At 71.9% G+C, this 25,532-nt stretch carries 24 protein-coding genes; 16 read left to right on the top strand and 8 right to left on the bottom strand.

The annotated features are described in order from the left end of the window. The first annotated feature begins 197 nt into the window (after positions 1 to 197). Both AB0J97_RS29705 and AB0J97_RS29700 read left to right on the top strand, forming a co-directional pair. Positions 198 to 800, top strand: coding sequence for an amino acid-binding protein (locus AB0J97_RS29705; protein ID WP_357695919.1), 603 nt, complete (start codon positions 198 to 200; stop codon positions 798 to 800). Between the two features lie 74 nt (positions 801 to 874). Continuing rightward, positions 875 to 2,038, top strand: coding sequence for an acyl-CoA dehydrogenase family protein (locus AB0J97_RS29700; protein WP_364094431.1), 1,164 nt, complete (start codon positions 875 to 877; stop codon positions 2,036 to 2,038). On the opposite strand, the gene AB0J97_RS29695 is transcribed toward AB0J97_RS29700, so the two are convergent. Next, the gene (locus AB0J97_RS29695; protein WP_357695923.1) at positions 2,039 to 2,395 is read right to left on the bottom strand and encodes a metalloregulator ArsR/SmtB family transcription factor; all 357 of its coding nucleotides are present in this window, start codon (positions 2,393 to 2,395) and stop codon (positions 2,039 to 2,041) included. Between the two features lie 51 nt (positions 2,396 to 2,446). Between AB0J97_RS29695 and AB0J97_RS29690 the strand changes: the two genes are divergently transcribed. The 3 genes from AB0J97_RS29690 to AB0J97_RS29680 all read left to right on the top strand — a co-directional run bounded on the left by AB0J97_RS29690 (position 2,447) and on the right by AB0J97_RS29680 (position 6,186). Continuing rightward, the gene (locus AB0J97_RS29690; protein ID WP_364094427.1) at positions 2,447 to 3,523 is read left to right on the top strand and encodes a cation diffusion facilitator family transporter; all 1,077 of its coding nucleotides are present in this window, start codon (positions 2,447 to 2,449) and stop codon (positions 3,521 to 3,523) included. Between the two features lie 24 nt (positions 3,524 to 3,547). After that, complete coding sequence (locus AB0J97_RS29685; RefSeq protein ID WP_357695927.1) at positions 3,548 to 4,822, top strand: acyltransferase; 1,275 nt, start codon at positions 3,548 to 3,550, stop codon at positions 4,820 to 4,822. Positions 4,823 to 5,007: 185 nt separating this feature from the next. Further along, positions 5,008 to 6,186 carry a hypothetical protein gene (locus tag AB0J97_RS29680; protein WP_364094423.1) on the top strand — a complete coding sequence of 393 codons (1,179 nt, stop codon included), beginning with the start codon at positions 5,008 to 5,010 and terminating at the stop codon, positions 6,184 to 6,186. A gap of 31 nt (positions 6,187 to 6,217) precedes the next feature. Here the strand turns inward: AB0J97_RS29680 and AB0J97_RS29675 are convergent, their stop codons facing one another. Then, entirely contained in the window at positions 6,218 to 7,501 is a 1,284-nt protein-coding gene (locus tag AB0J97_RS29675) for an ATP-binding cassette domain-containing protein (protein WP_357695931.1), read from the bottom strand. Between the two features lie 231 nt (positions 7,502 to 7,732). Between AB0J97_RS29675 and AB0J97_RS29670 the strand changes: the two genes are divergently transcribed. Genes AB0J97_RS29670 through AB0J97_RS29655 form a run of 4 tightly spaced genes read left to right on the top strand, consistent with a single transcriptional unit; the run spans position 7,733 to position 11,344 of the window. Beyond that, a complete protein-coding gene (locus tag AB0J97_RS29670; protein ID WP_364094419.1) occupies positions 7,733 to 9,202 on the top strand; it encodes a glycoside hydrolase family 13 protein in 1,470 nt (489 codons plus the stop codon). Then, on the top strand, positions 9,199 to 10,224 hold the full coding sequence (locus AB0J97_RS29665) for a LacI family DNA-binding transcriptional regulator (RefSeq protein WP_364094416.1): 1,026 nt from the start codon (positions 9,199 to 9,201) through the stop codon (positions 10,222 to 10,224). Before AB0J97_RS29670 ends, AB0J97_RS29665 begins: the two co-directional genes overlap by 4 nt. A gap of 9 nt (positions 10,225 to 10,233) precedes the next feature. Beyond that, positions 10,234 to 10,434: a hypothetical protein gene (locus AB0J97_RS29660; protein WP_364094413.1), complete on the top strand. Its 201-nt coding sequence runs from the start codon at positions 10,234 to 10,236 to the stop codon at positions 10,432 to 10,434. A gap of 31 nt (positions 10,435 to 10,465) precedes the next feature. Next, a complete protein-coding gene (locus AB0J97_RS29655) occupies positions 10,466 to 11,344 on the top strand; it encodes a PfkB family carbohydrate kinase (RefSeq protein WP_364094410.1) in 879 nt (292 codons plus the stop codon). A gap of 301 nt (positions 11,345 to 11,645) precedes the next feature. On the opposite strand, the gene AB0J97_RS29650 is transcribed toward AB0J97_RS29655, so the two are convergent. Then, positions 11,646 to 12,077, bottom strand: coding sequence for a hypothetical protein (locus tag AB0J97_RS29650; protein ID WP_364094406.1), 432 nt, complete (start codon positions 12,075 to 12,077; stop codon positions 11,646 to 11,648). Positions 12,078 to 12,285: 208 nt separating this feature from the next. Between AB0J97_RS29650 and AB0J97_RS29645 the strand changes: the two genes are divergently transcribed. Beyond that, on the top strand, positions 12,286 to 12,777 hold the full coding sequence (locus tag AB0J97_RS29645) for a signal peptidase II (protein ID WP_357695941.1): 492 nt from the start codon (positions 12,286 to 12,288) through the stop codon (positions 12,775 to 12,777). Between the two features lie 204 nt (positions 12,778 to 12,981). On the opposite strand, the gene AB0J97_RS29640 is transcribed toward AB0J97_RS29645, so the two are convergent. Beyond that, the gene (locus AB0J97_RS29640; protein WP_364094402.1) at positions 12,982 to 14,340 is read right to left on the bottom strand and encodes a sorbosone dehydrogenase family protein; all 1,359 of its coding nucleotides are present in this window, start codon (positions 14,338 to 14,340) and stop codon (positions 12,982 to 12,984) included. 225 nt (positions 14,341 to 14,565) lie between these two features. On the opposite strand from AB0J97_RS29640, the gene AB0J97_RS29635 reads away from it, so the two are divergent. The 6 genes from AB0J97_RS29635 to AB0J97_RS29610 all read left to right on the top strand — a co-directional run bounded on the left by AB0J97_RS29635 (position 14,566) and on the right by AB0J97_RS29610 (position 20,314). Beyond that, positions 14,566 to 15,177 (top strand): TetR/AcrR family transcriptional regulator, encoded by a 612-nt coding sequence (locus AB0J97_RS29635; protein ID WP_364094399.1) that lies wholly within the window; start codon positions 14,566 to 14,568, stop codon positions 15,175 to 15,177. A gap of 254 nt (positions 15,178 to 15,431) precedes the next feature. Further along, on the top strand, positions 15,432 to 16,754 hold the full coding sequence (locus AB0J97_RS29630) for an MFS transporter (RefSeq protein ID WP_364094396.1): 1,323 nt from the start codon (positions 15,432 to 15,434) through the stop codon (positions 16,752 to 16,754). Between the two features lie 70 nt (positions 16,755 to 16,824). Beyond that, positions 16,825 to 17,739: a sugar kinase gene (locus AB0J97_RS29625; RefSeq protein WP_364094393.1), complete on the top strand. Its 915-nt coding sequence runs from the start codon at positions 16,825 to 16,827 to the stop codon at positions 17,737 to 17,739. Positions 17,740 to 18,057: 318 nt separating this feature from the next. Continuing rightward, complete coding sequence (locus AB0J97_RS29620; RefSeq protein ID WP_364094390.1) at positions 18,058 to 18,678, top strand: bifunctional 4-hydroxy-2-oxoglutarate aldolase/2-dehydro-3-deoxy-phosphogluconate aldolase; 621 nt, start codon at positions 18,058 to 18,060, stop codon at positions 18,676 to 18,678. After that, the gene (locus tag AB0J97_RS29615; RefSeq protein ID WP_364094387.1) at positions 18,675 to 19,412 is read left to right on the top strand and encodes an FCD domain-containing protein; all 738 of its coding nucleotides are present in this window, start codon (positions 18,675 to 18,677) and stop codon (positions 19,410 to 19,412) included. Before AB0J97_RS29620 ends, AB0J97_RS29615 begins: the two co-directional genes overlap by 4 nt. Beyond that, positions 19,409 to 20,314 carry an NAD(P)-dependent oxidoreductase gene (locus AB0J97_RS29610; RefSeq protein ID WP_364094384.1) on the top strand — a complete coding sequence of 302 codons (906 nt, stop codon included), beginning with the start codon at positions 19,409 to 19,411 and terminating at the stop codon, positions 20,312 to 20,314. The genes AB0J97_RS29615 and AB0J97_RS29610 overlap by 4 nt, the downstream gene beginning before the upstream one ends. Positions 20,315 to 20,462: 148 nt before the next feature. Here the strand turns inward: AB0J97_RS29610 and AB0J97_RS29605 are convergent, their stop codons facing one another. The 4 genes from AB0J97_RS29605 to AB0J97_RS29590 all read right to left on the bottom strand — a co-directional run bounded on the left by AB0J97_RS29605 (position 20,463) and on the right by AB0J97_RS29590 (position 25,466). Then, positions 20,463 to 20,885: a hypothetical protein gene (locus AB0J97_RS29605; protein WP_364094381.1), complete on the bottom strand. Its 423-nt coding sequence runs from the start codon at positions 20,883 to 20,885 to the stop codon at positions 20,463 to 20,465. A gap of 187 nt (positions 20,886 to 21,072) precedes the next feature. Then, positions 21,073 to 23,226 (bottom strand): protein kinase, encoded by a 2,154-nt coding sequence (locus AB0J97_RS29600; protein WP_364094378.1) that lies wholly within the window; start codon positions 23,224 to 23,226, stop codon positions 21,073 to 21,075. 120 nt (positions 23,227 to 23,346) lie between these two features. Continuing rightward, positions 23,347 to 24,483, bottom strand: a complete 1,137-nt coding sequence (locus tag AB0J97_RS29595) for a cytochrome P450 (RefSeq protein WP_364094375.1) — start codon at positions 24,481 to 24,483, stop codon at positions 23,347 to 23,349. Positions 24,484 to 24,683: 200 nt separating this feature from the next. After that, complete coding sequence (locus AB0J97_RS29590) at positions 24,684 to 25,466, bottom strand: IclR family transcriptional regulator (RefSeq protein ID WP_357695961.1); 783 nt, start codon at positions 25,464 to 25,466, stop codon at positions 24,684 to 24,686. Positions 25,467 to 25,532: the final 66 nt, after the last annotated feature.

The following is a 25,532-nucleotide window of genomic DNA, read 5'->3' as shown; positions in this document are numbered from 1 at the left end:
CGGGGCTGCGTCCGCCTGATCCTTGAACGATCCTTGGTCGGTTTTGGGAAAACACCTGCTCAAACCGCCATTCAGGTTCGACAATCCGGACTTAGCGCTAGATCCTGGGATATAAGCGCAGCATGCGCGACATATCCGTGGAACATGTGAGAAACCTGTCCACGGCACTGTGAGAGCCTCTGGAAAGGGGGCGGGCAATGCTGCTGCGACTGAGGGTGTCCCTGCCGGACCGGCCGGGCGGCCTTGGCCAGGTCGCGAAGGCGCTGGGGACGCTCGGCGCCGACATCCTGCAGGTCACCGTGCTCGAACGGGAGACCGGCCGGGCCGTGGACGACTTCATCGTGTCCTGGCCGGGACCGATCAGCGCGACGGAGGTCTGCGAACGCCTGGCGGCGACGCCGGGCGTACGCGTCGAGGGCGTCTGGCCCACCCGCGACGTGCCCGGCTCCGCCCCCGACTACGACCTGCTCATGCACGTCGCGACGGAACCGGCGCGCGGCCTGGCCACACTGGTGGACGCCCTGCCCGGGCTGTGCGGCGCCGAGTGGTCGGTCGCGGTCGAGGACGGAGCCGTACGGCACGCCTCGATGGCGGCGCCGGAGGTCGTGAACCTGCCCGACCCGCCCCCGCGCGCGATCGCCCTGGACTCGGCGGACCTGCGGCTGATGCTTTTGCCCATGGTCCCGCAGCGCCTGCACGTCGTGGTCGCCCGCGCCGGAGGGCCGGTCTTCCACCGCGCCGAGCTGGAACGCGCGGTCCGCATCGTGGACGTCGTCGCCAAGCTGGCCGCCCGCGCCTAGAACGATTGACCGGCCAAACATCAGACGAATAACGTGAGCCTCGACCGTCCCTCCCGCGCAGAGGACCTGAGGCCATGGATTTCGAGCTGACCGACGAGCAGAGGGCCTTCCGGGAGACCCTGCGCGCCTTCGTGGAGAAGGAGATCCTGCCCGTGGCCACCGAGTGGGAGCACTCGGGCCGCTACCCCACCGAGATCGTCGAGAAGATGAAGCAGATGGGGCTGTTCGGGCTGACCGTCCCCGAGGAGTACGGCGGGCTGGGCGCCGACATGGTCTCCTTCGCGCTGGTCTTCGAGGAGATCGCGCGTGGCTGGATGGGCGTGGCCGGCACGATCGGCTCCCACTCGCTGGCCTGCTGGATGATCGCCAAGCACGGAACCGACGAGCAGAAACGCCTCCAGCTCGCCGACCTGGCGAGCGGCGACCGCCGTACCGCCATCGCGCTCACCGAGCCCGGCGCCGGCACCGACCTGCAGGGCATCCAGACCCGCGCGATCCGCGACGGCGACCACTACGTGGTGACCGGCACCAAGACGTGGATCACCAACGCCCGGCACGCCGACCCGCTGCCCGTGCTGGTCAAGACCTCGATCACCGAGCCCGCCCACAAGGGCATGTCCGTGCTGCTCGTCGATCCGGCCTCGCCCGGCTTCGGCGTCAGCCGCGACCTGCCCAAGCTCGGCTACAAGGGCACCGAGACGTGCGAGGTCGTGCTCGACGAGGTGCGCGTGCCGGTCTCGGCGCTGCTCGGCGGCGTCGAGGGGCGCGGCATGCAGCAGGTGCTCGGCGGGCTGGAGATCGGCCGGGTCAACATCGCCGCCCGGGCCGTCGGCGTCGCCCAGGCGGCCTACGACGCCGCCCTGGAGTACGCCCGGGGGCGCACCGCGTTCGGGCAGCCCATCGCCGACTTCCAGGCCATCCAGCTGAAGCTCGCCGACCTGGCCACCGAGATCCAGGCGGCCCGGCTGCTCACGTACTGGGCGGCGTCCCAGGCCGACGGGGGCAAGCGGGTGGACATGGAGGCGGGCATGGCCAAGTACTTCGCCTCCGAGGTGGCGCTGAAGGCGTCGCTGGAGGCGATGCGCATCCACGGCGGCTACGGCTACTCCCAGGAGTTCGTGGTCGAACGGCTCTACCGGGACGCCCCGCTGATGGCGATCGGCGAGGGCACCAACGACGTGCAGCGGCTGGTGATCGCCCGTGCCCTGGTCTCCGGCAAGGGCCGGGTGGGCTGGTAGCTAGTCGTGCCGGGGCAGCCCTGAGACCTCGTGGTCGGCGTGGGACAGCGCCTCGGCGATGAGCGCCCGCACGTGCCCGTCACGGGCGCGGTAGAGCACCCGGCGGCCGTCCCTGCGGGTGTCCACCAGGCCCGCCAGCCTGAGCTTGGCCAGGTGTTGCGACACCGACGGGCGCGCCGCGCCGACCGCCTGGGCCAGGGAGTTCACGTCCAGCTCACCGGCGGACAACTCCCACATCAGCCGGAGCCGGGTGGCGTCGCTGAGCATGCGGAACGCGTCGACGGCGGCGTTGACCTGGGCGGGAGTGGGTTGCTCCTGCGAGTGGTCCGCACCTGAGACGTTGTCGCGTGCGTACATGACTACATATCCTGGTCGGAGCGGACGAGATGTGCAAGCAGGAGGGCGCCCATGTCTGATTCCGACACCCACGCGCACGGCCACGGCCACGGCCACGGACACGGTCACGGACACGGCCATGGGGCGGGGGAGCGACGAGGCTTCAGAGCGCTGGCCGTCAAGGCGGCGCACGCGTTCACGCCGCACAGCCACGACAGCGCCGCCAGGACCGACAGCGCCTTGGAGTCCAGCCGCCGGGGCATGCGCGTCCTGGCCGTCTCCTTCGCGGTCCTCATGCTCACCGCCGTCGTCCAGGCCGTGATCGTCGTGGCGTCCGGGTCGGTCGCGCTGCTCGGCGACACGCTGCACAACCTGGCCGACGCGCTCACCGCCGTCCCGCTGGCCATCGCGTTCTCGCTCGGACGCCGCGCCGCCACCCGCCGCTTCACCTACGGCTACGGCAGGGCCGAGGACCTCGCGGGCATCGTCATCGTCGTGCTCATCGCCGCCTCGGCGGCCCTGGCCGGGTACGAGGCCGTCCGGCGGCTCGTCGAGCCCCAGGACGTCCGGGCGCTCGGCTGGGTGGCCGCCGCCGCGCTGGCCGGCTTCGTCGGCAACGAGTGGGTGGCGCGCTACCGCATCACCGTGGGCCGCCAGATCGGCTCGGCCGCGCTCGTGGCCGACGGCCTGCACGCCAGGACCGACGGCTTCACCTCCCTCGCCGTGCTCCTCGGCGCGGGCGGCGCGGCCCTCGGCTTCCCGATCGCCGACCCGATCGTCGGCCTGCTGATCACCGTCGCCATCTGCTTCGTCCTGCGCGACGCCGCCCGCGAGATCTACCACCGCCTCATGGACGCCGTCGATCCCGCCCTGCTGGACGACGCCGAACGCATCCTGGCCGCCGTCCCGGGCGTCGAGCGCGTCGGCTCGGTGCGCCTGCGCTGGATCGGGCACGCCCTGCGCGCCGAGGTCGAGATCCTGGTGAACCACGACATGTCGGTCGTGGACGCCCACGCCGTCGCGGTCGAGGCCGAGCACCGCCTCATCCACGACCTTCCCCGCCTGCGCGCCGCCACCGTCCACACCGACCCGTACGGCCCGGACGGCGCCGACCACCACGCGTCCCTGGCGACCCACCGCATCACCTAGCCCGCTCCGGGTAAGTTGGGGCGGGTGCCGACCGCCGCGACCCCCGACACGACCACGCCCGGCGCGCCGTCCAGGCTCGCCTGGCTCGACGCCCTGCGTGGCATCGGCGCGCTCGCGGTGGTCGCCGAGCACCTGCTGCCGTGGTTCCTGCCCGCGCTGCGGCCCTACTGGTTCAACCTCGGCGTCTACGGCATCCTGGTGTTCTTCCTGGTCAGCGGGTACATCATCCCGACCTCGCTGGAGCGCCACGGCGACGTCCGGGCCTTCTGGGCCAGTCGCGCCTTCCGCCTCTACCCCCTCTACCTGGCCGTGATCGCGCTGGTGCTGGCGGCGTCCTGGTGGGTGCCGGTGCGCGAGGGCGTGCCGCGTGACGGGAGCGCGGTGGCGGCCCACGCGACCATGCTGCTCGACGTCGTGAGCGTGGGCGGCGTGGCCGACACCATGTGGACGCTGTCGTACGAGATGGTGTTCTACCTGCTGGTCACGGCGCTGTTCCTGATGAGGGCGCACGAACGCAGCGGGCTGGTGTCCGTGCTGTTCGCCGGCGCGTCCGTCGTGGTGGGGCTGGTCGTGTCGGGGGCGGTGCTGCGGGGCGGGTGGCCGGCGTACGTGTCGTGCGCGGTGTTCGCCGCCGGGCTCGCCTGCGTGGTCGGCGGCTGGTTCCGCAGGACCGCGGCGTGCGTGCTCGGGCTGATGGCGCTGGCGTTGCTGCTGCTGAGCAGCCGGGTGCCGTGGCTGGGCGCGGCCGTGGTCGCGGTCATGTTCGCCGGCACGGCGATCCATCGGTGGGAACGCGGGCGCGGCGGTCTGTGGCCGGTCGCGGTGACGGCGGCGCTGGTGGCCGTCGCCCCGCTGTGGGCGATCGAGAGCGGCTGGTGGTGGGTCGAGGCCGACGTGTGGCTGACCACGATCGCGCTGGCGGCGGCGACGTTCGCGGGCGCGATGGCGCTGCGCGGGCGGCGGCTGCCCGCCGTGCTCACCTGGCTCGGGCTGATCAGCTACTCGCTCTACCTGGTGCACCATCCGCTGCTGAAGTACTTCGTGGAGGTCAGCGGCGACCTGCGGTGGGCGCCGCTGCCGTACCAGCTGGCGATGGCCGGGCTGGCGCTGGCGCTGATCCTGGCCGTCAGCGCGCTCTCCTACCGGTACGTCGAGCGTCCCATGCAGGCGCTGGGCCGGCGCCTGTCCCGGCGGGCCGCCCCCGGCGCGCGCGCCGACCGGCGGCAGGCGGGCCGCGACGCGCGGGTGGGCCTCCAGGGCGCGGGCAGCCAGGGCGACGGGCCGGGGCACACCGCGTAGATCGGCACGATCTCGTCGCCGGGCTCGTGCCGCCGGTCCGTGGAGTGCAAGATGGTGTGCGGGTCATCGGCGCGAACCCCGCCCGGCCGTCGCGCGGCCTCGTCGGGGCTCTCCCGGGCCCGGTCCGGTCAGGGTGCGCAGGCAGCCGCCCGCGGTCGCCCGCGGGTGGGAGAAGGGCCGAGGTCATGCCGGGTTCGCTGGTGCTCATGGGGTCGGGGGAGACGAGCCCGACCATGGTCGAGGTCCACCGGACGGTGGCGCGCGGGCTGCGCGCCGGGGCCCGCGCGGTGCTGCTCGACACCCCCTACGCCTTCCAGGAGAACGCCGCCGACATCTCCGCCCGCGCCCGCCGCTACTTCGCCCGCAGCGTCGGGCTGGAGGTCGAGGTGGCCGCCGGCGTCACGGGGGCGGACTGGGTGTTCTCCGGGCCGGGCAGCCCCACGTACGCGCTGGACCGGTGGGCCGCCTCCGGCGTGGCCGGCGACCTGCGGGCCCGCGTACGCGCGCGGCAGGGGGTGACCGTGCTCGCCTCGGCCGCCGCCTGCACCGCGGGCCTGGCCACCGTGCCCGTCTACGAGATCTACAAGGTGGGCGCCGAGCCCCACTGGCGCGAGGGCGTCGACCTGCTGGCGCCGCTGGGCCTGCGGGCCGTGCTGATCCCGCACTTCGACAACGCCGAGGGCGGCACCCACGACACCCGCTACTGCTACTTAGGTGAGCGGCGGTTGTCGCGGATGGAGCGGGAGCTGCCGCCGGAGACCGCCGTCCTGGGGCTCGACGAGCACACGGCGCTGATCATCGACCTGGAGTCGGAGGCGGTGGAGGTGGCCGGGCGCGGCGGGCTGACCGTACGGCGTCCCGGGGCGGTGAGCGTGCTGCCGGCCGGCACCCGTACGAGTCTGGCGGCCGTCCGCGGCCTGGCGGAGGGGGCCGTGCCCGGGACGGTCGCGCCGCCGGGGCCCGCCGTGGTCGCCGCGGAACCCGCCGTCACCCTGGAGGAGACGATCAGGTCCTGCGAGGAGCTGTTCAAGGACGCGGTCGGCAGGCCGGACATGGTGGCGGCGGCGCAGCTCGTGCTGGACCTGGAGGCGGAGATCGTCAAGTGGGCGGCCGACACCGAGGAGGACTCCGGCGGGGTCGAGCAGGCCCGGGAGCTGCTGCGGCTGCTGATCGCCCGCCTGGGCGAGGCCGCCGCGACCGCCAACCTGCGCACGCTGGCCGAACCCCTGCTCGACCTGCGCACGGAGCTGCGAAAAGCGGGGCGGTACGAGGTGGCGGACGCGCTGCGGAAGGCCATGGCACGCGGCGGCGTGATCGTGGAGGACACCCCGGCCGGCCCCCGCTGGAGCCCCGCCTCCTCGTGAGGCGTGACGCGTCAGGCTGTCGGCCGTGGGGTCAGCGGCGGGGCGGGTCGATGCGGGCGCCGTCCAACGTGAAGATCATGAGGCGGGACAGGTCCACCGCGACCTTCGCCGCGTCGCCCGCCCGCCACATCGGCCGGTTGCCCAGCCGGACGATCAGGTCCGAGCGGCGGTGGAAGCCGCTGCCCACGTTCTGGCCGACCTGCTCCTGCTCCTCGTGCTCCGGCGCGCGCTGCGAGAAGAGCCGCCGCACCATCCCGCTCAGCCCGCCCGCGCCGTCGCGCTCGGCGTTGACGCGGGCGCGCGGGTCCGGCGGCTCGGGCACCGGCACGGCCGGCATGCCGCACTCCAGGTACGCCAGCCACTCGTGCCCGTGGTACTCCAGCGCCCGCACCCGCCCGTAGAAGGACGGCCCGTCGTACGACTCCGGCACCGGCGCCAGGCCGTCGGGACGCATGCCGACCAGCACCTGCCCGCCCGTGTGCTGAGAGATCGCGTACGCCCTGGGATCGCTCCAGGGCATCGTGAGCCGGTGCGGGCCGAAGTCGAGCATGACGTACTGGTTCTGCGGCGTCCTGACACCGGCCGCCAGCAGGTTCAACTGCTGGGAGTTGAGGAAGGCCGCCACGAACGCCGTCGCTGGATCGTTGTAAATCTGGGCCGGAGTGCCCACGTCCTGCAGGACGCCGCGGTTCAGGATCGCGATCCGGTCGGCCAGCGTGAGCGCCTCGACCTGGTCGTGCGTGACGTAGATCGTGGTGACCCCGAGCGACCTGACCAGCGCGGAGATCTCCATGCGCAGTTCGGTGCGCATGCCGGCGTCGAGGTTCGACAGCGGCTCGTCCATGAGGAAGAGCTTCGGCTGCCGGACGATCGCCCGGCCCATCGCCACGCGCTGCCGCTGACCGCCCGACAGGGTGCCGGGACGGCGTTCGAGCGTCTCCTCGATGTGCAGCGCCTTCGACAGCTCGGTGACGCGGTCGCGCACCATCGCCGGGTCCGACTTGGCGATCTCCAGGGGGAAGGCGATGTTCCCGCGCACGGTCCGGTGGGGGTAGAGCGCGCCGTTCTGGAACACCATGGCCACATCGCGGTCGCGCGGCGGCAGGTGGTTGGCGAGCTGGCCGTCCAGCCAGAGATCACCGTCAGTGATCTCTTCCAGGCCGGCGATCATCCGCAACAGCGTGGACTTGCCGCAACCGGAAGGACCAAGGAGGACGAGGAACTCGCCGTCCTCGGCCTGCAGGCTCAACCGGTCGACTGCCAGGTAGTCGCCCGGATACACCTTGGTCACTTTGTCGAGTACGACCGAGCTCATGGGCCCACACCTTGCGCGCGTGTCACCTGTGACGATGCTGATTGATGAGGTAGTACATCGCGCCTTAACGCTGCATGTCCACCCTTGACATAAAGAATCTCACTGGCGGGGGTTTCGGCCAAGGGTTTTGAACGCCCGTATACCCATAAATCGGGATATGAGGTGCATGGAAGGGCTTGCGTAAACTTGCCGCAAGGGCTTTCATTGTCCGGGACACCCGGGGGGAGATCCATGAGCATGTGGTGGCGTGACGCCGTGATCTACCAGGTCTACGTGCGCAGTTTCGCCGACGGCAACGGCGACGGCGTGGGCGACCTGATCGGCGTGCGCGATCGCCTGCCGTACCTGGTCGAGCTGGGGGTGGACGCCGTCTGGCTGACGCCCTTCTACACCTCGCCGATGGCCGACTTCGGCTACGACGTGGCCGACTACCGGGACGTCGACCCGCTGTTCGGCTCCCTGGCCGACGCCAAGGCGCTCATCGACGAGGCCCACGGGCACGGCCTGCGCGTCATCGTGGACGTCGTACCGAACCACACCTCGTCGGCGCACCCCTGGTTCCAGGCCGCGCTGCGCGGCGAGCGACGCGATCGTTACATCTTCCGCGATCAGCCCAACGACTGGGAGTCGATCTTCGGTGGCCCGGCCTGGACCCAGGTCGAGGACGGCCAGTGGTACCTCCACCTGTTCGACCCCGCCCAGCCGGACCTCAACTGGGACGACGACGAGGTGCGCGGCGAGTTCGAGTCCATCCTGCGCTTCTGGCTCGACCTGGGCGTGGACGGCTTCCGCGTGGACGTGGCCCACGGCATGGTCAAACCGCACGGCCTGCCCGACATCGGTCATCCGAACCAGACCAGGATGATCGGCCGCGAACCGGTGCCGTACTTCGACAACGACGGTGTGCACGAGATCCACCGGGCATGGCGCCGCGTGCTCGACTCCTACCCCGGCGAACGCGTCGGCGTCGCCGAGGCGTGGGCGCCCACCGCCGAACGCCTGGCCATGTACGTCCGGCCCGACGAGCTCCACCAGGCCTTCAACTTCCACTACCTGTTCACCCCGTGGGACGCCGCCGAACTGCGCGACGTGATCGACTCCTCGCTCGCCACGGCCGGCTCCGTGGGCGCGCCCACCACCTGGGTGCTGTCGAACCACGACGTCAAGCGGCACGTCACCCGCTACGGCAGCCTGGCCAGGGCCCGCGCCGCCGCGCTGCTGACGCTCGCGCTGCCCGGCTCGGCCTACGTCTACCAGGGCGAGGAACTGGGCCTCCCCGAGGTGCTCGACCTGCCGGACGAGGTCTGCCAGGACCCGCAGCGGCTGCGCGACCCCGACAGCGGGCGCGACGGCTGCCGCGTGCCGCTGCCGTGGACCCGTGACCTCGGGTGGCGCGACCCGTGGCTGCCGATCCCCGCCGACTGGTCCGAGCTCAGCGTCCAGGCCCAGGACGGCGCCACCGGCTCCACCCTGGAGCTCTACCGCGCCGCGCTGCGCGTGCGCCGCACCCTGGACGGCGACCTGACCTGGCACGACTCGCCCGAGGGCACACTGGTCTTCTCCCGCGGCGACGTGCTGTGCACCGTCAACCTGACCGGCGCGCCCGTCGACTTCGGCGTCGAGGGAGAACTGCTGCTCGCCTCCGATGTCCCGGGAGCAGCCGATTCGGCCGCCTGGTGGAAAGTAAAGTGTGTTCCATGAACGGTCACGCTCGCCTAGCCGACATCGCCGCCCAGGCCGGGGTGAGTGAGGCCACGGTCAGCCGGGTGCTCAACGGCAAGCCCGGCGTCTCGGCCGGCACCCGCCAGTCCGTGATGACGGCCCTCGACCTCATGGGCTACGAGCGGCCGCCCCGGCTCAGGCAGCGCAGCAACGGGCTCATCGGGCTCGTGACGCCCGAGCTGGACAACCCGATCTTCCCGGCGTTCGCCCAGGCCATCGAGAAGGCGCTGACCCAGCACGGCTACACGCCCGTGCTGTGCACCCAGCTGCCCGGCGGCGCCCCCGAGGACGAGTTCACCGAGCTGCTGGTCGACCGCGGCGTCAGCGGCATCGTCTTCGTCTCCGGCCTGCACGCCGACACCACCGCCCGGATGGACCGCTACACCCGCCTGATCGACCGCGGTCTGCCGATCGTGCTGGTCGACGGCTACAGCGAGCACATCGACGCGCCCTTCATCTCGCCCGACGACCGCCTCGCGGCGCGGCTGGCCGTCCAGCACCTGGTCGACCTCGGCCACGAACGCGTCGGGCTCGCGCTCGGGCCGCGCCGGTTCGTCCCGGTGATCAGGAAGATCGAAGGGTACAAGCAGGCGATGGCCCACCTGCTCGGCGCCACCGACGTCGACGACCTGATCTCCCACTCGCTGTTCTCGGTCGAGGGCGGGCAGGCGGCCGCCGCGCAGCTCCTGGCCCGCGGGTGCACCGGGATCGTGTGCGCGAGCGACCTGATGGCGCTGGGGGCGATCCGGGCGTGCCGGCAGAAGGGGTTGTCGGTGCCGGGCGACGTGTCGGTGGTCGGGTTCGACGACTCGCCGCTGATCGCGTTCACCGACCCGCCGCTGACCACCGTGCGCAAGCCGATCGGGGCGATGGCCTCGGCCGCCGTCCAGACGTTGCTGGAGGAGGTCAGCGGCGCTCCGGCCAAGCACGTCGAGCTGATCTTCCAACCGGAACTCGTCGTCCGCGGCTCCACAGGTTCCGGACCGCTGGTCAACCGCTGATCCCGGGCGATGGCCTCGGCCGTCGTCCGGGCGTTGCTGGAGGAGGTCAGCGGCGCTCCGGCCAAGCACGTCGAGCTGATCTTCCAGCCGGAACTCGTCGTCCGCGCTCCACAGGCTCCGGACCGCTGGTCCGGGCGCATTCCGGACGTGTGCTGGACCGGTGGGCCCGGTGTATTTCGAACGGGTTCCGGGTCGGTGGTGGACCGCTGATCCCGGCGTATCTCGAAAGGCTGATCGAACGTTGACGCGTGACGTGCTGGTCCTCGGCGGCGCCGGGGTGGACACCACTGTCTATGTGCCCACACTGCCCCTGCCGTACAAGGACACCTACCATGTGCCGCCCGTCGTCGACCGCATCGGGAACACCGGGGCCGGAGTCGCCCTCGGCTGCCACGCGCTGGGGCTCGACGTCGCGTTCGCCGACCTCATCGGTGACGACCCGCAGGGCACGCTGATCAGGCACGCCCTGCGGGACGTCGACTGCAGATGGGGGCCGGCCGAGGCGGGCACCAGGCGCAGCGTCCTGCTCGTCGGCCCCGACGGGCGGCGCACCTCCCTGCACGACCCCAAGGTCACGCCAGGGGAGCGACTGCCCCGCGACCTGTACGCCGATCTGCGCCCCAGACATGTGCACGTCTCGATCATGGACTTCTGCCGCCACGTCTACCCGGACCTCGCCGGCATCCCCACCTCCACCGACCTGCACGACTGGGACGGCGCCGCCGACTACCAGAAGGACTTCGCCCACAACTCCGACCTGGTGTTCCTCTCGGCCACCGCCCTCGCGGACCCGGCTGCGACGATGCGCGACATCCTGGCGAACGGACGCGCCCACACGGTCGTCTGCACGCGGGGCGCGGACGGCTGCCTCGTCCTCACCCGCGACTCGGCCTCCGTACGCGCCTTCCCCGCCGCACCGCTGCCCGGCCCGGTGGCCGACAGCAACGGCGCGGGCGACGCCTTCGTCTCAGGCTTCCTGTACGGCGTTCTGAACGGCCGTCCGGTGGACGAATGCGTCAAGCTGGGCGCCGTGGCAGGGGCACACGCTTGCACAACCGAGGGCACCCACGAATCCCCAATAACAGAAACCCTCCTCCTCACAAGAACACCCGCCCTCTGACGGAGCGCCCTCTGGCGGAGCGCCCTCTGGCGGAGCGCCCTCTGAGCCGCGCCCCCTGCCCGGCCCGCTCCGCCCGGCCCGCTCCGCCCGGCCCGCTCCGCCCGGCCCGCTCCGCCCGGCCCGCTCCGCCTCCGATCGCCCGGCTCCACGTCCCGGCCCCCCCGACCGTCCTGTGCCCTCGCCCCGACCGGGTCAGGCTCGCTTCGGCCGACTTGGCCTCGTCCCGAGCGCCCCGGCGCCCCCGAGCGCCTTGGCCGTCCTGGCCTCGCCGAGGCCGCCTGCGCCCCCGTCGCCCAAGCGGTCAGCCGCAGGGGAACGTTGCCTCGTCCACCTGGCCGGTGCTCCACACTGCCCGGAACTCGCCCGGCGTGCTGCCACGGCAGGTGTAGACGGCGGTGACGATGCCCACTCCGTTGCCGCCGCTGAAGACCACCGTCCCGTTGCGGAAGATCTTGACGAACAGCCCGTGATCCAAGGTCTCGGGGACGCACTCGCCCTGGGCGACCACCCGCGCGGGCGCGGCACCCGTGTACGACAGGTCGTGAGTGGCGAACCCGCACTTGAGCCCCGCGGCAGAGACGGCGGTCCGAGCAGGCACGCCTTGGCTTGCGGTGGAGACGGCGGCCTGGGCAGATACGGTCTGGCCTGTGGCGAGCAGCCCCACCGCCCCGGCGGCGGCGAGCACGAGGGCCGCGCGGTGGTACCGTCCGCGGCCTGGTCGACGTTCTGACATACGCGTTCCTTCCATCGTCCGAACCGGAACCGGCATGTCGCCGGCGCCGATCTGGAAGGCGTTCCAAGCCGTTCCACGCGCGGGAGCGAGCGTGGCCACGACGAAGGTTCGGTAGATTTCGGGGCGAGAAGCCAGGGATTGTGAGGCAAGAGTGTCAGACGAACGCGGCCCGCAGACGACGAGTCGAGGAGGGCGTCCTCGTGCGTGGATGATCGTGCTAGCCGTGATGGTGCTCGTGGTCGATCAGGCGTCCAAGTTCTGGGCGTTGTCGGCGCTGTCCGGCGGCGAGGAGATCACGGTGATCCCACGGCTGCTCTCCTTGCGGCTGCTGCTCAACCCCGGTGCCGCGTTCTCCCTGGGGGAGGGCGTGACCTGGGTGTTCACCCTGGCTGCCGCCGGGGCGGTCGCCGGGATCCTGTACATGGCCCGACGGCTGAGCTCGCCGGCCTGGGCCGTCGTGCTGGGCGCCCTGCTCGGCGGCGCCACCTCCCATCTGCTCGACCGGCTCTTCCGCCCGCCCGCGTTCGCCCAGGGTCACGTGGTGGACTTCATCGACTACGGTGGCCTGTTCGTCGGCAACGTCGCCGATATCGCCCTGACCGGCGGGTGCGCCCTCCTGTTCCTGCTCAGCCTCCGTGGCATCCCCCTTGCGGGCGTAGCCGGCGAAGGACGCCTGTCCTCGACAGAAGGCCCCGCCTGACCGAACGCCTGGAGGATGGATGGGGACCCGCCGCCCATCCTCCCGCCACCGCACGTTCTTCACCCGCCACCGGTCCTCTGCCTGCTGCCCACCTCCGCCTTCCATCGCGTGTCGGCCGCCCGTTCAGTTTCCGTCGGTCGTCGCGTCGGTCGTCCGGAGAAGGACAGCGAATGGCGCGGATGCGGTCCGGGACAAGGCCCGGGGTCACGGTCGCGGCGTGATGTGCCAGATCGTGTTCCCGGCGTCGTCGGCGACCAATAAGCGGCCGTTCTTGCCCATGATCACGCCCACCGGCCGGCCGTAGGTGGCGCTGTCGTCCGGTGCCGGTTTGAAGCCGGTCAGGAAGTCCTGGGGTTTGGCGCTGGGCATGCCGTCTTTGAAGGGCACGTACACCACCTTGTAGCCCACCGGATCGCCCCGGTTCCACGAGCCGTGTTCGGTGATGAAGGCGCCGCCGCGGTAGCGCTCGGGGAACGTGGCGCTGTCGGAGAAGGCCAGGCCGAGCGGGGCCGTGTGGGCGCCGAGGGCATAGTCAGGACGGAGGGCGCGGGCCACCATGTCCGGACGCTGAGGCTGGACCCGGTCGTCCACGTGACGACCCCAATAACTCCAGGGCCAGCCGTAGAAGTCGCCGGGGCGTACGCGCGTGAGGTAGTCGGGTGAGGCGTCGTCGCCCAGGAGGTCGCGTTCGTTGACGACTGTCCAGAGTGTCTTGGAGTGGGGTTCGAGGCCCAGGCCGTTGGGGTTTCTGAGGCCGGAGGCCAGGATGCGCTCGCCGGTGCCGTCAGGGTTGATCTCCAGGACCGCGGCGCGCCGTTTCTCGGCCTCCAGACCGTGTTCGCCCGCGTTGCTCGACGAACCGACCGTGACATAGAGCTTGGTGCCGTCGGGCGCGGCGAAGAGGTTGCGGGTCCAGTGGTTGTTGTAGCCGCCGGCCGGCAGGTCGAGAATCTTCTTGCCGGGCTCGGTGACGCGGGTCTCGCCCAGCTTGTACGGAAAGCGCCAAACACCGTCGGTGCCCGCGACGTAGAAGGCCGCCTGGGTGCCGTCCGGAGCCGCCGGACCGAGCGTGTACGGCGCGGACGCGGCCAGCAGCGCCATCCCGAACGGCTGGTTGAGGTTGTCCAGGAACACGCTGCGGAAGTCGGCCACCCCGTCACCGTCGGTGTCGCGCAGCAGCGTGATCCGGTTGGCGCTGCGTTCGGTGGTCGAGCCGTCGTTGCGGCGCAGCCAGTAGAACAGCCCCATGATGGGGGACTCCGGGTCTTTGGGCAGCGTGGCCGACTCGGCCACGAGCACGTCGCCGTTGGGCAACTCGTAGAGCCATCGGGGATGCTCCAGCTCACCCGCGAACCGGGTGACCGTGAACCCGGCCGGTGCCGTCGGCGTCCTGCCGGAGGGCCAGCCGACCACGTCGGGGGCGTTGACCTTGGGGATGGGGAACGTCTCGCGCTCCCCGAGCTCGGGCTCGGAGCCCAGCTGAGCGGCTGTCTGCGGGGCTCCGCCACGGTTCACCGCGTAGACGGCGCCTGCCACCGCGAGGACCACGAGCAGGAGCAGCACGAGCAGAGCTCGAAGCAGGATCCGGCGTCGTGGGCGGCGCGGGGTCGCCGCCGGCGCTGTCACTTCGGAGGTCGTGGACACCGGATCGTCTCCCCGTGAGCGGATGATCGTTGATGGATGACGGGACGGCACGTGAGAACGGCAGCCAAGGATCCCTCTCCCCTCGGATAAGCTGTCCGGAGTTAACGGCCGTTAGATTTCTAACATGTGTTAAGCGCGAGGTCAATGCAGATGCTCACCCGTCACAAGATCCTGGAAGCCGGCCTGGAGGTCCTCGAGGCGGACGGCGCCCACGGCATCAGCATGCGTAAGCTGGCCAAACGTCTCGATGTGACGGCGACGGCGATCTACCACTACTTCGACGGGCGCGAGTCGCTGCTGGAGGCCATCGTGGACGAGGTGTGCAGCAACATCGTCTCGCAGGCCCCCCGTGAGGGGGGGTGGAAGGACCAGCTGCGCGGGCTCATGGGTTCGATGGTCAGGCAGTCGCTGGAGCATCCCAGGGCCTCGGTGTGGTCCATCACCACCTACGCCCGGCGCGCGCCCGTGATGAGCCTCCACGAAGCCATCTTCGGCATCCTGCTGGACGCGGGCTTCCCTCCTGACCAGGCCGATCACGTGAAGGGGGCGGTCCTGCGCGTGTGCGTCGGGCATCTGGTCCTGCACGAGGCCGCCGCGAGGGACTGGACCGAGCTCCCCGCCGACAAGTATCCGCACTATCACGCGGTAGAGGCCGCGCGTCGGCGGGCCGACCAAGTCGAACACTTCAGGTTCGCGCTCGACGCGGTCCTCGCCGGTTTGCCCGACCCGAACCATGGGGGCGAACCCGCTGCCTGACGCCCTCCTGGGGCGCCTCCGCCCGATCTGGGCACCCAGGCGACGCCGGCGGCGGGACGGGTTAACGAGTGTTAGAGTTCTGCCCGGCGCCGCTTCCAGCCGGGCGGAGCCGGGGGCCGTCCCCATGAGAGGAGGCGCGACGATGGCCGGAGGTTTCCCGCGAGGGGAGAAGGCCGAAGGTGGTTCGTGGCACGGGTGCGGGGTAGGGCGACCGTTGGCGCGGACGCGGCCCAGGAGCGCCTTCGAGGTGCAGCGTGACCGAGACCAGCAGCGGATTAACGACCGCCGAACACAGAGCCCAGGTGCGCAAGGCCGCCACGGCGAGTGTGGTCGGCACCGCCATCGAATGGTACGACTTCTTCCTCTACAACACGGCCGCCGCCGTGGTCTTCGCCGAGGTCTTCTTTCCGAAGTCCACGCCGTACGCGGGCACGCTGGCGGCCTTCGCGACCAACGCCGTGGGCTTCGCCGCCCGGCCCGTGGGAGCGGCGATCTTCGGCCACTGGGGCGACCGCATCGGCAGGAAGGCGACGCTCATCGTGACCCTGCTGACGATGGGGGTGGCCAGCGCGCTCATCGGCGTGTTGCCGGGCACCGACAGCATCGGCGTGGCAGCGCCGATCATCCTGGTGGTCCTGCGTGTTCTGCAGGGCATCGCGGTGGGCGGCGAGTGGAGCGGGTCGGTGCTGCTGTCGATGGAGTGGGGCGACCAGCGCAGGCGTGGGCTGATGGCGAGCTGGCCGCAGGTGGGCGTGCCCATCGGGCTGATCCTCGGCACCGGCGCGATGTCACTGCTGGCCACCACGACCGGCGACACGTTCAAGGACTGGGGATGGCGGGTGCCGTTCCTGGCCAGCTTGGTCCTGGTGGCCATCGGGATGTGGGTGCGGCTGAGGGTGCTGGAGACCCCGATGTTCGCGCGGGTGCTGGAACGGCGGCAGGTGGTCAGGCTGCCGGTAGTCGAGGTGCTGCGCAGGCACCCCAAGGAGGTGGTGCTCAGCGCGTTGCCGCGCGTGTCGGAGCAGATGCCGTTCTACCTCTACACGACGTTCGCCATCACCTACGTCACCCAGCAGCTCGGCCTGTCCCGGACGATCGCGCTGTCGGCGGTGACCTGTGCGGCGGCGGTGGAACTCGTCGCGATCCCGTTCTTCGGGCACCTGAGCGACCGTGTCGGCCGCCGGCTCGTGTACGCGGTCGGCGCCGCGCTGTTGGCGGTGGTGGCGTTCCCGTACTTCGCGCTGCTCAACACCGGCATCGTGCTGGTGGTCTTCCTCACGATCATGGTCACGCAGATCCAGCACGCCATGGAGTACGGCCCGCAGGCCTCGCTCATCGCCGAGAGCTTCCCGACCAGACTCAGGTACGGCGGCGCAGGCCTCGGGTACCAGCTCGCGTCGATCATCGCCGGCGGTCCGGCGCCGCTGATCGCGACGTGGCTGCTGCACGACTACGGCTGGCAGGCCATCGCGATCTTCATGGTCGTGGGGGCGGTGGTCGGGTTCGTCGCCACGATGGCCCTGCCCGATCGATCCAGGATCGACATCTCCCAGCCTTCCGCCTACAAGACGACCTGAGCGACTCTTCTCGTGCCTTTCATGATTTGATAGCACCATTGAATGCGGGGCGACGAGGGATGGGCGAGTCATGAGCGTCGTGGTGTGCGGTGAGGCGATGCTCCTGATGCTGGCCGAGCCCGGCATCCCGCTGGAGCGGGCCACGGTCTTCCGCCGCTCGATCGCGGGCGCGGAGTCGAACGTGGCCGCCGGGTTGGCCAGGCTCGGCCACGACGTGCGCTGGCTCGGCCGGGTCGGCGCGGATCCGGCGGGCCGGGCGGTCTTGTCCATGCTCCGGGCCGAGGGCGTCGACACCAGGCATGCCGTCATCGACCCGGGTGCGCCGACCGGTCTGCTCGTCCGCGACAGCCATCCCTTCCGGGCCATCGACGTGCAGTACTACCGTGCGGGGGCGGCCGCGTCCAGGCTCGCACCCGACGAGCTGACACCGGAGATGGTGAGTGGTGCGAAGATCGTCCATGTCACGGGGATCACTCCGATGTTGTCCGAGACCGCGCACCTGGCGACCCTGCGGCTGCTGGAGCTGGCAGGGCAGGCCGGGGCGCTGATCTCCATCGACCCCAACATCCGACACAAGCTGGGCGAGCCCGCAGCGTGGCGCGAGCGGGTGGCGCCGCTGCTGGCCAGGGCGGACGTGGTGCTGGCCGGCGAGGACGAGCTCGACCTGCTCCAGATAGACCCGGCGACGCTGCCCGGGTTGACCGTGATCAAGCACCGCGACAAGTCCGCGACATGCGCAGGGCTGCGGCAGGAGGCGTTCAGGGTGCCGGTGACCGACCCCGTGGGAGCGGGGGACGGGTTCGCCGCGGGGTTCCTGTCGGGGATGCTGCGCGGCGAGCCGTACGAGGTGTGTCTGCGCGAGGCGGCGGCGGTGGCGGCGCTCGTCGTCCAGTGCGCCGCGGACACCGACGGTCTGCCGGACCGGGCGGGGCTGGAGCGCGCTTTGGCTGCCTTCACCGGACACACCGAAACGGTCCACCGATAGTCGAAACCAGTCGAAGATGCTTCGCCGTCATGAGTGACCTCGTTGCCGCAGAGGGGCCGTTACTGATCAGGAGTGTGTCGAATGACTCTGCTGTCGGCCTGCTTCTGGTGTGTGCGGTGACGGGGAGCCTGCGGCGCCTGGCCCCTGCGCCGCAAGAGGCCGGCGAAGACGATCGAACGAGAATCGCGAGTCCGCAAATCGGGCGAAGGCGATTCGTGAAAACGCGGTCAGGGGCGGGTAGGCGGGGGATCGTCCGTCACCACGGAGGGCGGCTCGCCGTAGCCGTGCGTTGATGAGGGAAACCGGAGAAGGGACGTCATGTACCGCTGGGAGATCGTCCAGGCCGTCACGGAGCAACGCGTGTTCGGCATCGTCCGGGCCGCCGCGCCCGAGGCGGCGCTGACGGCGGCCGAGGCCGTGCTGGACGCCGGGCTGCGTGCCGTCGAGGTCGCGCTCACCACGCCCCGCGCCCTCAGCGCCGTGGCCCGGCTCACCGAGCAGCGCCCCGACGCGCTGGTCGGGGCGGGGACCGTACTCGACGAGGCCGCCGCCAGGGCCGCCGTGGAGGCGGGCGCGCGGTTCCTGGTCTCGCCCGGCCTGCGGACCGACGTGATCCGTGCCGGGCACCGCTACGGCGTGCCGGTCTTCCCGGGCGTGACCACCCCGACGGAGATCGTCCGTGCCCTGGAAGAGGGGGCGGACGCGGTCAAGATCTTCCCGGCGTCGGCGGTGTCGCCGTCCTGGCTGCGGGACGTGCGGGCCGCTCTGCCGCAGCTGCCCGCGATCCCCACCGGCGGCGTGACCATCGACGACGCTCCCGAGTGGATCGCGGCCGGTGCCGTGGCCTGTGGCATGGGCTCGGCGCTGACCTCGGGCGGCCCGCGTGCCGCAAGCGAGCGGGTGGCGGCGCTGCTGGCGGGGCTTGGACGGGCCCGATGAGTGTGGAGACGCTACGGGGCCTGCACGGGCAGGTGCTCGACGCGGTCGGCAGGTCACTGGCGGGCGGGGAGATCCGCGCGGGGGAGGTGCTGCGACTGGAGGACGTCCAGGAGCGGTACGGAGTCTCCCGGACCGTCGCACGGGAGGCCGTCCGCGTGCTGGAGTCGAAACGCGTGGTCACCAGCCGTCCTCGTGTCGGCGTCACCGTGCGGCCGATGAGCGCCTGGAACCTTTATGACCCCCAGGTGATCCGCTGGCGGCTGGCCTCGCCCGGGCGTGAGGTGCAGCTGCGTGAGCTGGCCGAGCTGCGCGCCGCCATCGAGCCCGCCGCCGCCGCGCTGGCCGCGGCGAAACCCGACCCCCGCGTGCGGGACGAACTGGCCGCCCACGCCCACGCCATGGACGCCGCCGCCCGCGCCGGTGACAGCCCGGCCTACGTCACGGCCGACGCGGCCTTCCACCGGGTGCTGCTGACCGCGTCGGGCAACGGCATGTTCGCTCAGCTCGCCGAGGTGACCGAGGTGCTGCTCGAAGCCAGGCGAGAGCTGCTGCTCCTGCCCGAGCGCCTGGAGACGACCGCCATCGGACTCCACCACGAGATCGCCGAGGCGGTCGCCGCCGGGCGGGCGGCCGAGGCCGCGCAGGCCGCGGCGGACATCATCGGACGTGCCCGCGCCGAGGTCGAGCAGATCCTGGAGAACAGCAGAGAGCACGTCACGGAGGTTCCCCGATGAGCGTCGCCGTCCATGTCGGCCCTGAGCCGGTGCCTGTGCTGGTCGACGCCGTACGGCGGTCGGGTGGCAGTGTCGTGCCGCTGGAGGAGGCGGAGGCGATCGTCTACTACGGGCGCGGCGGCCCCGAGGAGCTGCGATCCATGATCCATGACGGCATCCGGTGGGTGCAGCTGCCGGCGGCGGGTGTCGAGCGGTACGCCGCGGCGGGAGTGATCACCGAGGCGCCTGTCTTCACCGCCGCCACCGGCTCCTATGGCGTGCCCGTCGCCGAGCACGCACTGGCCCTCATGCTGGCCGCGGCCCGCAACCTGCCCCGACTGGCCAGGGCCACCGAGTGGGGGAGGAACGAGTCGAAGGAGTTCGCCGGCTCGACGGTCGCGATCATCGGCTGTGGAGGTATCGGGCGGGCGATCATCAGGATGCTGGAGCCGTTCGGCTGCCCGGTGGTCGCGGTCACCGACAGTGGCTGGGCGCCCGGTGCACACCGCATCCTGCCTCGTGCCCGATATCGGGAGGCGCTGCCGGAGGCGGCGTACGTCGTCCTCGCGGCGGCCACCACGCCGAGCACCAAGGGCATCATCGGCGCTCCCGAGCTTGACCTGATGCGTACGGACGCCTGGCTGGTCAACATCGCACGCGGCGCGCTCGTCGTGACCGATGACCTGGTGGCGGCGCTGCGCGATGGGCGGATCGGCGGTGCCGCGCTGGACGTCACCGATCCCGAGCCGCTGCCGTCCGGGCACCCGTTGTGGCACATGGAGAACGTCCTGATCACGCCGCACACCGCGAACCCGCCGTCGTCCTACTGGCGTGGCCTGGCCGAACGGGTGGCCGCGAACGTGCGCCACCTCGCCGACGGCGCTCCGCTGGAGGGTGTGGTCTCGGCGGAGCAGGGGTTCTGAGGTGGCGGCGACCTGACCTTCATCAGAACGGGCCACGCCCGTGGTCGAAAGCCCAATGTCCTCGATCGCGCCGCCATCCCACCACCAATCGCTCAACCTTTTGGGCAGGCGAAGGTTGGCGGGGGCCTCTCCGGCGCGGCTGACGGTGTCACCGCTGGTCGCTGGCTTCTGTTCGTACGATGGGCAGGTCTCTGCAGGCCGTCAGGAACGTTTCGAGATACCAGCCCAGGTCGACGAACTCCGGCATGTGCGCGATGGTGCGGTAGTCCAGCAGAGGGAGCAGGGAGACCGATGTCCTTTCCTCGTGGAACAGCACGTTCGCGAAGGTCTTCCCATCGGGCAGCCTGCTGGTGATGCCTACCGCCTCTCCGGCCTCGTAGGAGGTGCGCATGTCGCGTTTCACCTCGTCCAGGCCGTCCAGCGGCAGGATTTTCCAGTCGTAGTCGGTCATGTACCAGATGGCGTCTTCTTCGCGCAGCAGCTCCCACCCCATCCGGGCGAGCCGATCGAGGACGTCCATGAAATCGATGTCGTGTGCGAGCTCCAGGTGGATGGCGACGTCGCGGCTCATGTCTCCTCGTGCCGGATCGATGGAAGGGGGCGCTTCTGGCGAGCGATCCATCGGCGGATCGCTGAGCCTTCCAGCCGGATGGCGTCGGTCGGCATGGGTAGTCGCTGGAAGGTCGACGTCGAGGCCTTTCCGTCGAAATCATGCGGCGCGGCGGCGGCAGAGAGCGGTCGCCCCGGGGATTTCTGGCTCAGTCCAGGGCTACTCGGGCTCCGGCGCTCTGTCCCGAGTCGTGTACTTCAAGGCCCGCCGGCTCGGCGCTCTTCGGCAGGTCGAACTCCAGCGTGCCGGTGAAGGACTGGCCGGGGGCGATGCGGACCGGGGTGATCTCGGTGCCGCTCTTGTCGAGGAGTTTGCTCCCGCCGTGCAGGGCCTCGTCCGCGTCGATCAGCTTCTGCTGGCCGGGTTGGAGGACGCGGGCGTCGGGGCCGACGTTGTTCACCTTCACCGTGATCTGGCAGGTCCGGCGGGAGGCCGACTTCGCGGGCTTGGGGCACTTTGTGCCGGTTACCGCGAACTTCAGCTTGCCGTCCTGTACCGGGCCGTCCGCGCCCATGGCGGGGGAGCGGAAGATCCAGGCGAGGGCGGCCAGCAGCACCACGAGCAGGACGATCGCGATCACCAGGACGGTCACGCAGCCGGTGAACACGCCGCGTTTGGGGCGCGGGGGCACGTACCCGGGGAGCGGGCCCTGGCCCGTGGTGTGCGGCGGTAGAGGGCCCTGGCCGGTGGTCTGGTGGTGGGGGAGCGGGATGTTGCCGGTCCGGTCCACGGGGGGCGGCATCTGTGGCGCGCGTGGACCGGGATGCTCCGTCGGGGCGGGCATGGGCGGGCGCGGACCGGTGCGTTCCGCCGCGGAGGGCATCTGCGGCGGGCGGGGGCCCGTGCGCTCGGCTGCGGAGGGCATCTGCGGCGGGCGCGGGCCGGTGCGTTCTGCCGGGGAAGGCATCTGGGGCGGACGCGGGCCCGTGAGCTCGGCCGGAGAGGGCATCTGGGCAGCGTGGGGCGGCCCGGCGTGGTCGGCGGCGGACGGAGTCTGAGGTGCGCCCGGCCCCGGGTAGTCCGCTGGGGCGGGCATCGGCGGGCGCGGGCCGGTGCGCTCGGCGGGCGGCACCGGCCCCCCGAACGCCGCAGGCGGCATCGGGCCGCCGGACGCCGTGCGTTCAGGCATGGGCGGCATCGGGCCGCCGGACAGTGTGCGTTCAGCTCCGGGTGGCATCGGAGCGCCGGACGCTGCGCGTTCAGGCATGGGTGGCATGGGAGCGCCGGATGCTGTGCGTTCGGCGGCAGGTGGCATCGGGGCGCGGGATCCTGTGCGCTCGGTGGAGGGGGGCATCGGCGGGCGGGGGCCCGTGCGTTCGGCCGGGGGCGGCATCGGGGGGCGGGAGCCGGTCGCCGGGGGAATCGGGGGCCGGGGGCCGGTGCGTTCGGCGGGTGGGGTCATGGGGCCGAGCGGCCGGAACTCCGAGGGGTTCCACGCGTTGGTCAGGTGTTCGGTGGCCGCCAGTTGGGCCGCGGGCTCGTCGGCCGCCCCCACCAGTTCCAGCAGGAGCTGCTTGGCCGCGGGCCGGCGCGCCGGGTCGGGGTGGATGGCCGCCGCGACCAGCCGGTCGAGGGGCGCGGGCAGCCCGCGCAGGTCCGGCGGCGCGGTACGGGCCCGCGCCGCCATCACGTACGCGTCCCCCTCGCCGAACGGGTGCCCGCCGAGCCCCGCGTACGCGATCAGCGACCCCCAGGCGAACACGTCGCCGGCCGGGCTCGTGTGCCCCTCGAAGACCTGCTCGGGAGCGATCCACCCGGGCGTGCCCATCACCATGCCGGCGTTCGTGTGCCGGGACGCGACGTGCGTGGAACGCGCCAGGCCGAAGTCGATCACCCGCGGCCCGGCCAGCGTCAGCATGACGTTGGCCGGCTTGAGGTCGCGGTGGACCAGCCCCGCGGCGTGGATGGCGGTCAGCGCCGCCGCCACGCCCACGGCCGCCGAGTGCAGCACGGACGGCGGCAGCGCGCCGTGCTCGATCAGCTGGTTCTCCAGCGAGATGCCGTCGATGTACTCGGTGACCAGGTAGAGCACCCCGCGGTCCTCGCCGTGGTCGAGCACCCGCGCGGTGCAGAACGAGGCCACCTTGCGCGCGTTGGACACCTCTTCGTGGAAGCGCGCCCGGTAGACCGGGTCGGCCGTGAAGTCCCGCCTGATGGCCTTGAGCGCGACCTTGACCCCGTCGGCGCCCCTGGCGAGGTAGACGGTGCCCATGCCACCCGAGCCGAGACGGCTCACCAGCTCGTAGGGGCCGATCGCCGGCGGATCCTCAGGCTCCAGCGGAGTGCCTGCCGAGCGCCCCACGGTCGCCGTCCTCTCGCCGTCGTCATCCCGTCGCAAACCGAACCGTTTCTCCCGCCGGTACGCCTTTTTCTCCCCCAGACTCTAACGGAGAAGCCGAGGCCCGGTGGCGACGAAGACCGGTCAGCTCTGGCCCGCACGCCGCGTCAGGGGACGCATCGCCACCCGCAGTCGCGCGGCGTTGAGCGCCGGGGGCAGCGGGCGGTGCGGCGACAGCGGCCGGCCGGACGCCTTGGGGCGTGCCGCGGCCAGGATTCCGCCCAGGAAGGCCGTGCCGACGCCGAGCATCAGGTGCACGCCGTCGCAGCGCGGCAGGGCCCACCATTCGTCGGCGGCGGTGCCGTCGAGCCAGATCTCGGGGGCGAAGGAGTCGGCGTAGTGGAGGCGGGGGCTGCGCTGGTGGGGGGCGAAGGGGAGGATGACGTGGGTGCCGGCGGGCACCGGGACGCCGTACCAGTCGGTCTCCTCGGTGGTGACCCGGGACAGGGCCGGGACCGGCGGCCACAGGCGCAGGCCCTCGCGCAGGCAGGCGCGCAGGTAGTCGGGGTCGGCGCGGGCGCACTTGCGCTGGGCGGGGTAGGTGGCCAGCAGCGCGAGGGTGCGCATGAGGCTCGCGGCGGTGACGCTGAAGCCGAGCAGCCAGAACGCCGCCTGCCGCAGGCCGCGCGCCTCCGGGCCGCTGGTCTCGGCCAGCAGGCCGGCGAGGGTGCCGGGCTCGGCGCGGCGCAGGTGGTCGAGGATGCGGGCGTCGTAGCGGCCGGACAGAATCTCCTGGCGGCGTCTGGCCCGGCCTCTGCCCGCCCGCCTGACCTGGGCGAGCAGCGCGCTCAGCTCCTCGTCGCCGGCGGCGCCCGCGCCGTAGACGCAGCGCCGGGCCACGCGTTGCCAGCAGCCCTCCAGCCGGGCGTAGTCGATCACGCCCGCCGTCAGCGCCGCCGCCTCCTCGCGCGCGACCTCGGCGAACGTCGGTCGCAGCACGTCGTAGGGCAGCCCGGCGGCCCGCGTGCGCACGGCGGGGACGAAGGCGGGCTCCGACAGCACGCGCTCGGCGTCGCGGCGGGACAGCACCACCAGAGCCGTGCGGCGCGGGCCGCGGACGAGCACGGGACGGCCGCCGTACCGCACGTGCAGGCCGGTCAGCAGGGAGCGGGAGCGCAGCAGGTCGAGCCCGGCCGTCGCGTGCGGCGTGCCCGGCGGCAGGAGGGCGGCGGCCAGGCGCAGGCTCTCCAGCACGGTGGCCCTGTGCAGGCCTCTAGGCACGCGTGCCCTCCCCGGGGCCCGTGCCCAGGGGCGTCGGGGCCTGACCTCGCCGGGCCGCGGGCGCCTCCTCGGCGGCCGGAGCGGGAAGGTGGTTCATGGGCTCATGCGATCGCCCGTCCGCCGGTCGCGCAAGCGGGGGTCTCGCTGGGCGGAACGTTTTCGGGCCGCGCCATATGGAGCGTTCCAGAAGCCGGAACACCTCAGGCCACCACCAGCGCGGCCGAGATCGCCTGTGCCGCGCCGCGTACGGTGAGGCCCAGCCGGGCCAGCGGCGCGGACGGCGCGGGCGCCGCCACCCCCACCGACATGCACACGCCGCCGCCGGGCCCGAACACCGGCGCGGCCACGCACGACACGCCCTCGGTGTACTCCTCCTGGGCATAGGCCACGCCGTAGCGGCGGACCTGGGCCAGTTCCCGTTCCAGCGTGGCCACCCCGGTGATCGTGCGACGGGTCAGCCGCTCGAAGCCGCCGCGCCCGAGCACCTCCTCGCGCAGCCCGGTGTCGAAGGCCAGCAGCGCCTTGCCGGTCGCCGTGCAGTGCAGCGGCGCGAGATCGGTGCCGTCGGAGCGGGAGCGGACGCGGTCGTGACCGTACAGGCGCTCGACGTAGCGGGCCTCCAGGCCGGCGGTCACGGCCAGGTTGACCGTCTGCCGGGTGGTCTCCTGCAGGCAGAGCAGGTACGGCAGCACCACCCGGCGCGACCCCGGGATGCGACTCCTGGCGATGCCGGCCATGGTCTCCAGTTGCCGGCCGGGCAGGTAGCCGGTGCCCACCCGCCGGGCCAGTTCGCGGGCGCACAACACACCCAGGATGCGGTGGGCCGTGGACTTGGGCAGGCCCGTGCTCCGGCTGAGCTGGGCCAGGCTGACCGGCCGGGGCGCGGCGCTCAGCGCGAGGAGGATGTCGATGCCCCGCTCCAGGCTCCCGATCGGCGTCACCGGACGCGTGAGGTCTTCCTGGCGGGCCGTTTGCAGCGGCATGGCAGTCCCTTTCGCTCTCCGAGGAGCGGATGGGGCTTCCCGGGGCTACGGCTTGGCATTCCTTGC

It is taken from the genome of Nonomuraea sp. NPDC049607 (genome assembly GCF_040675375.1).
Classification (GTDB): domain Bacteria; phylum Actinomycetota; class Actinomycetes; order Streptosporangiales; family Streptosporangiaceae; genus Nonomuraea.
This window is presented reverse-complemented; position numbering and strand designations above follow the sequence as displayed.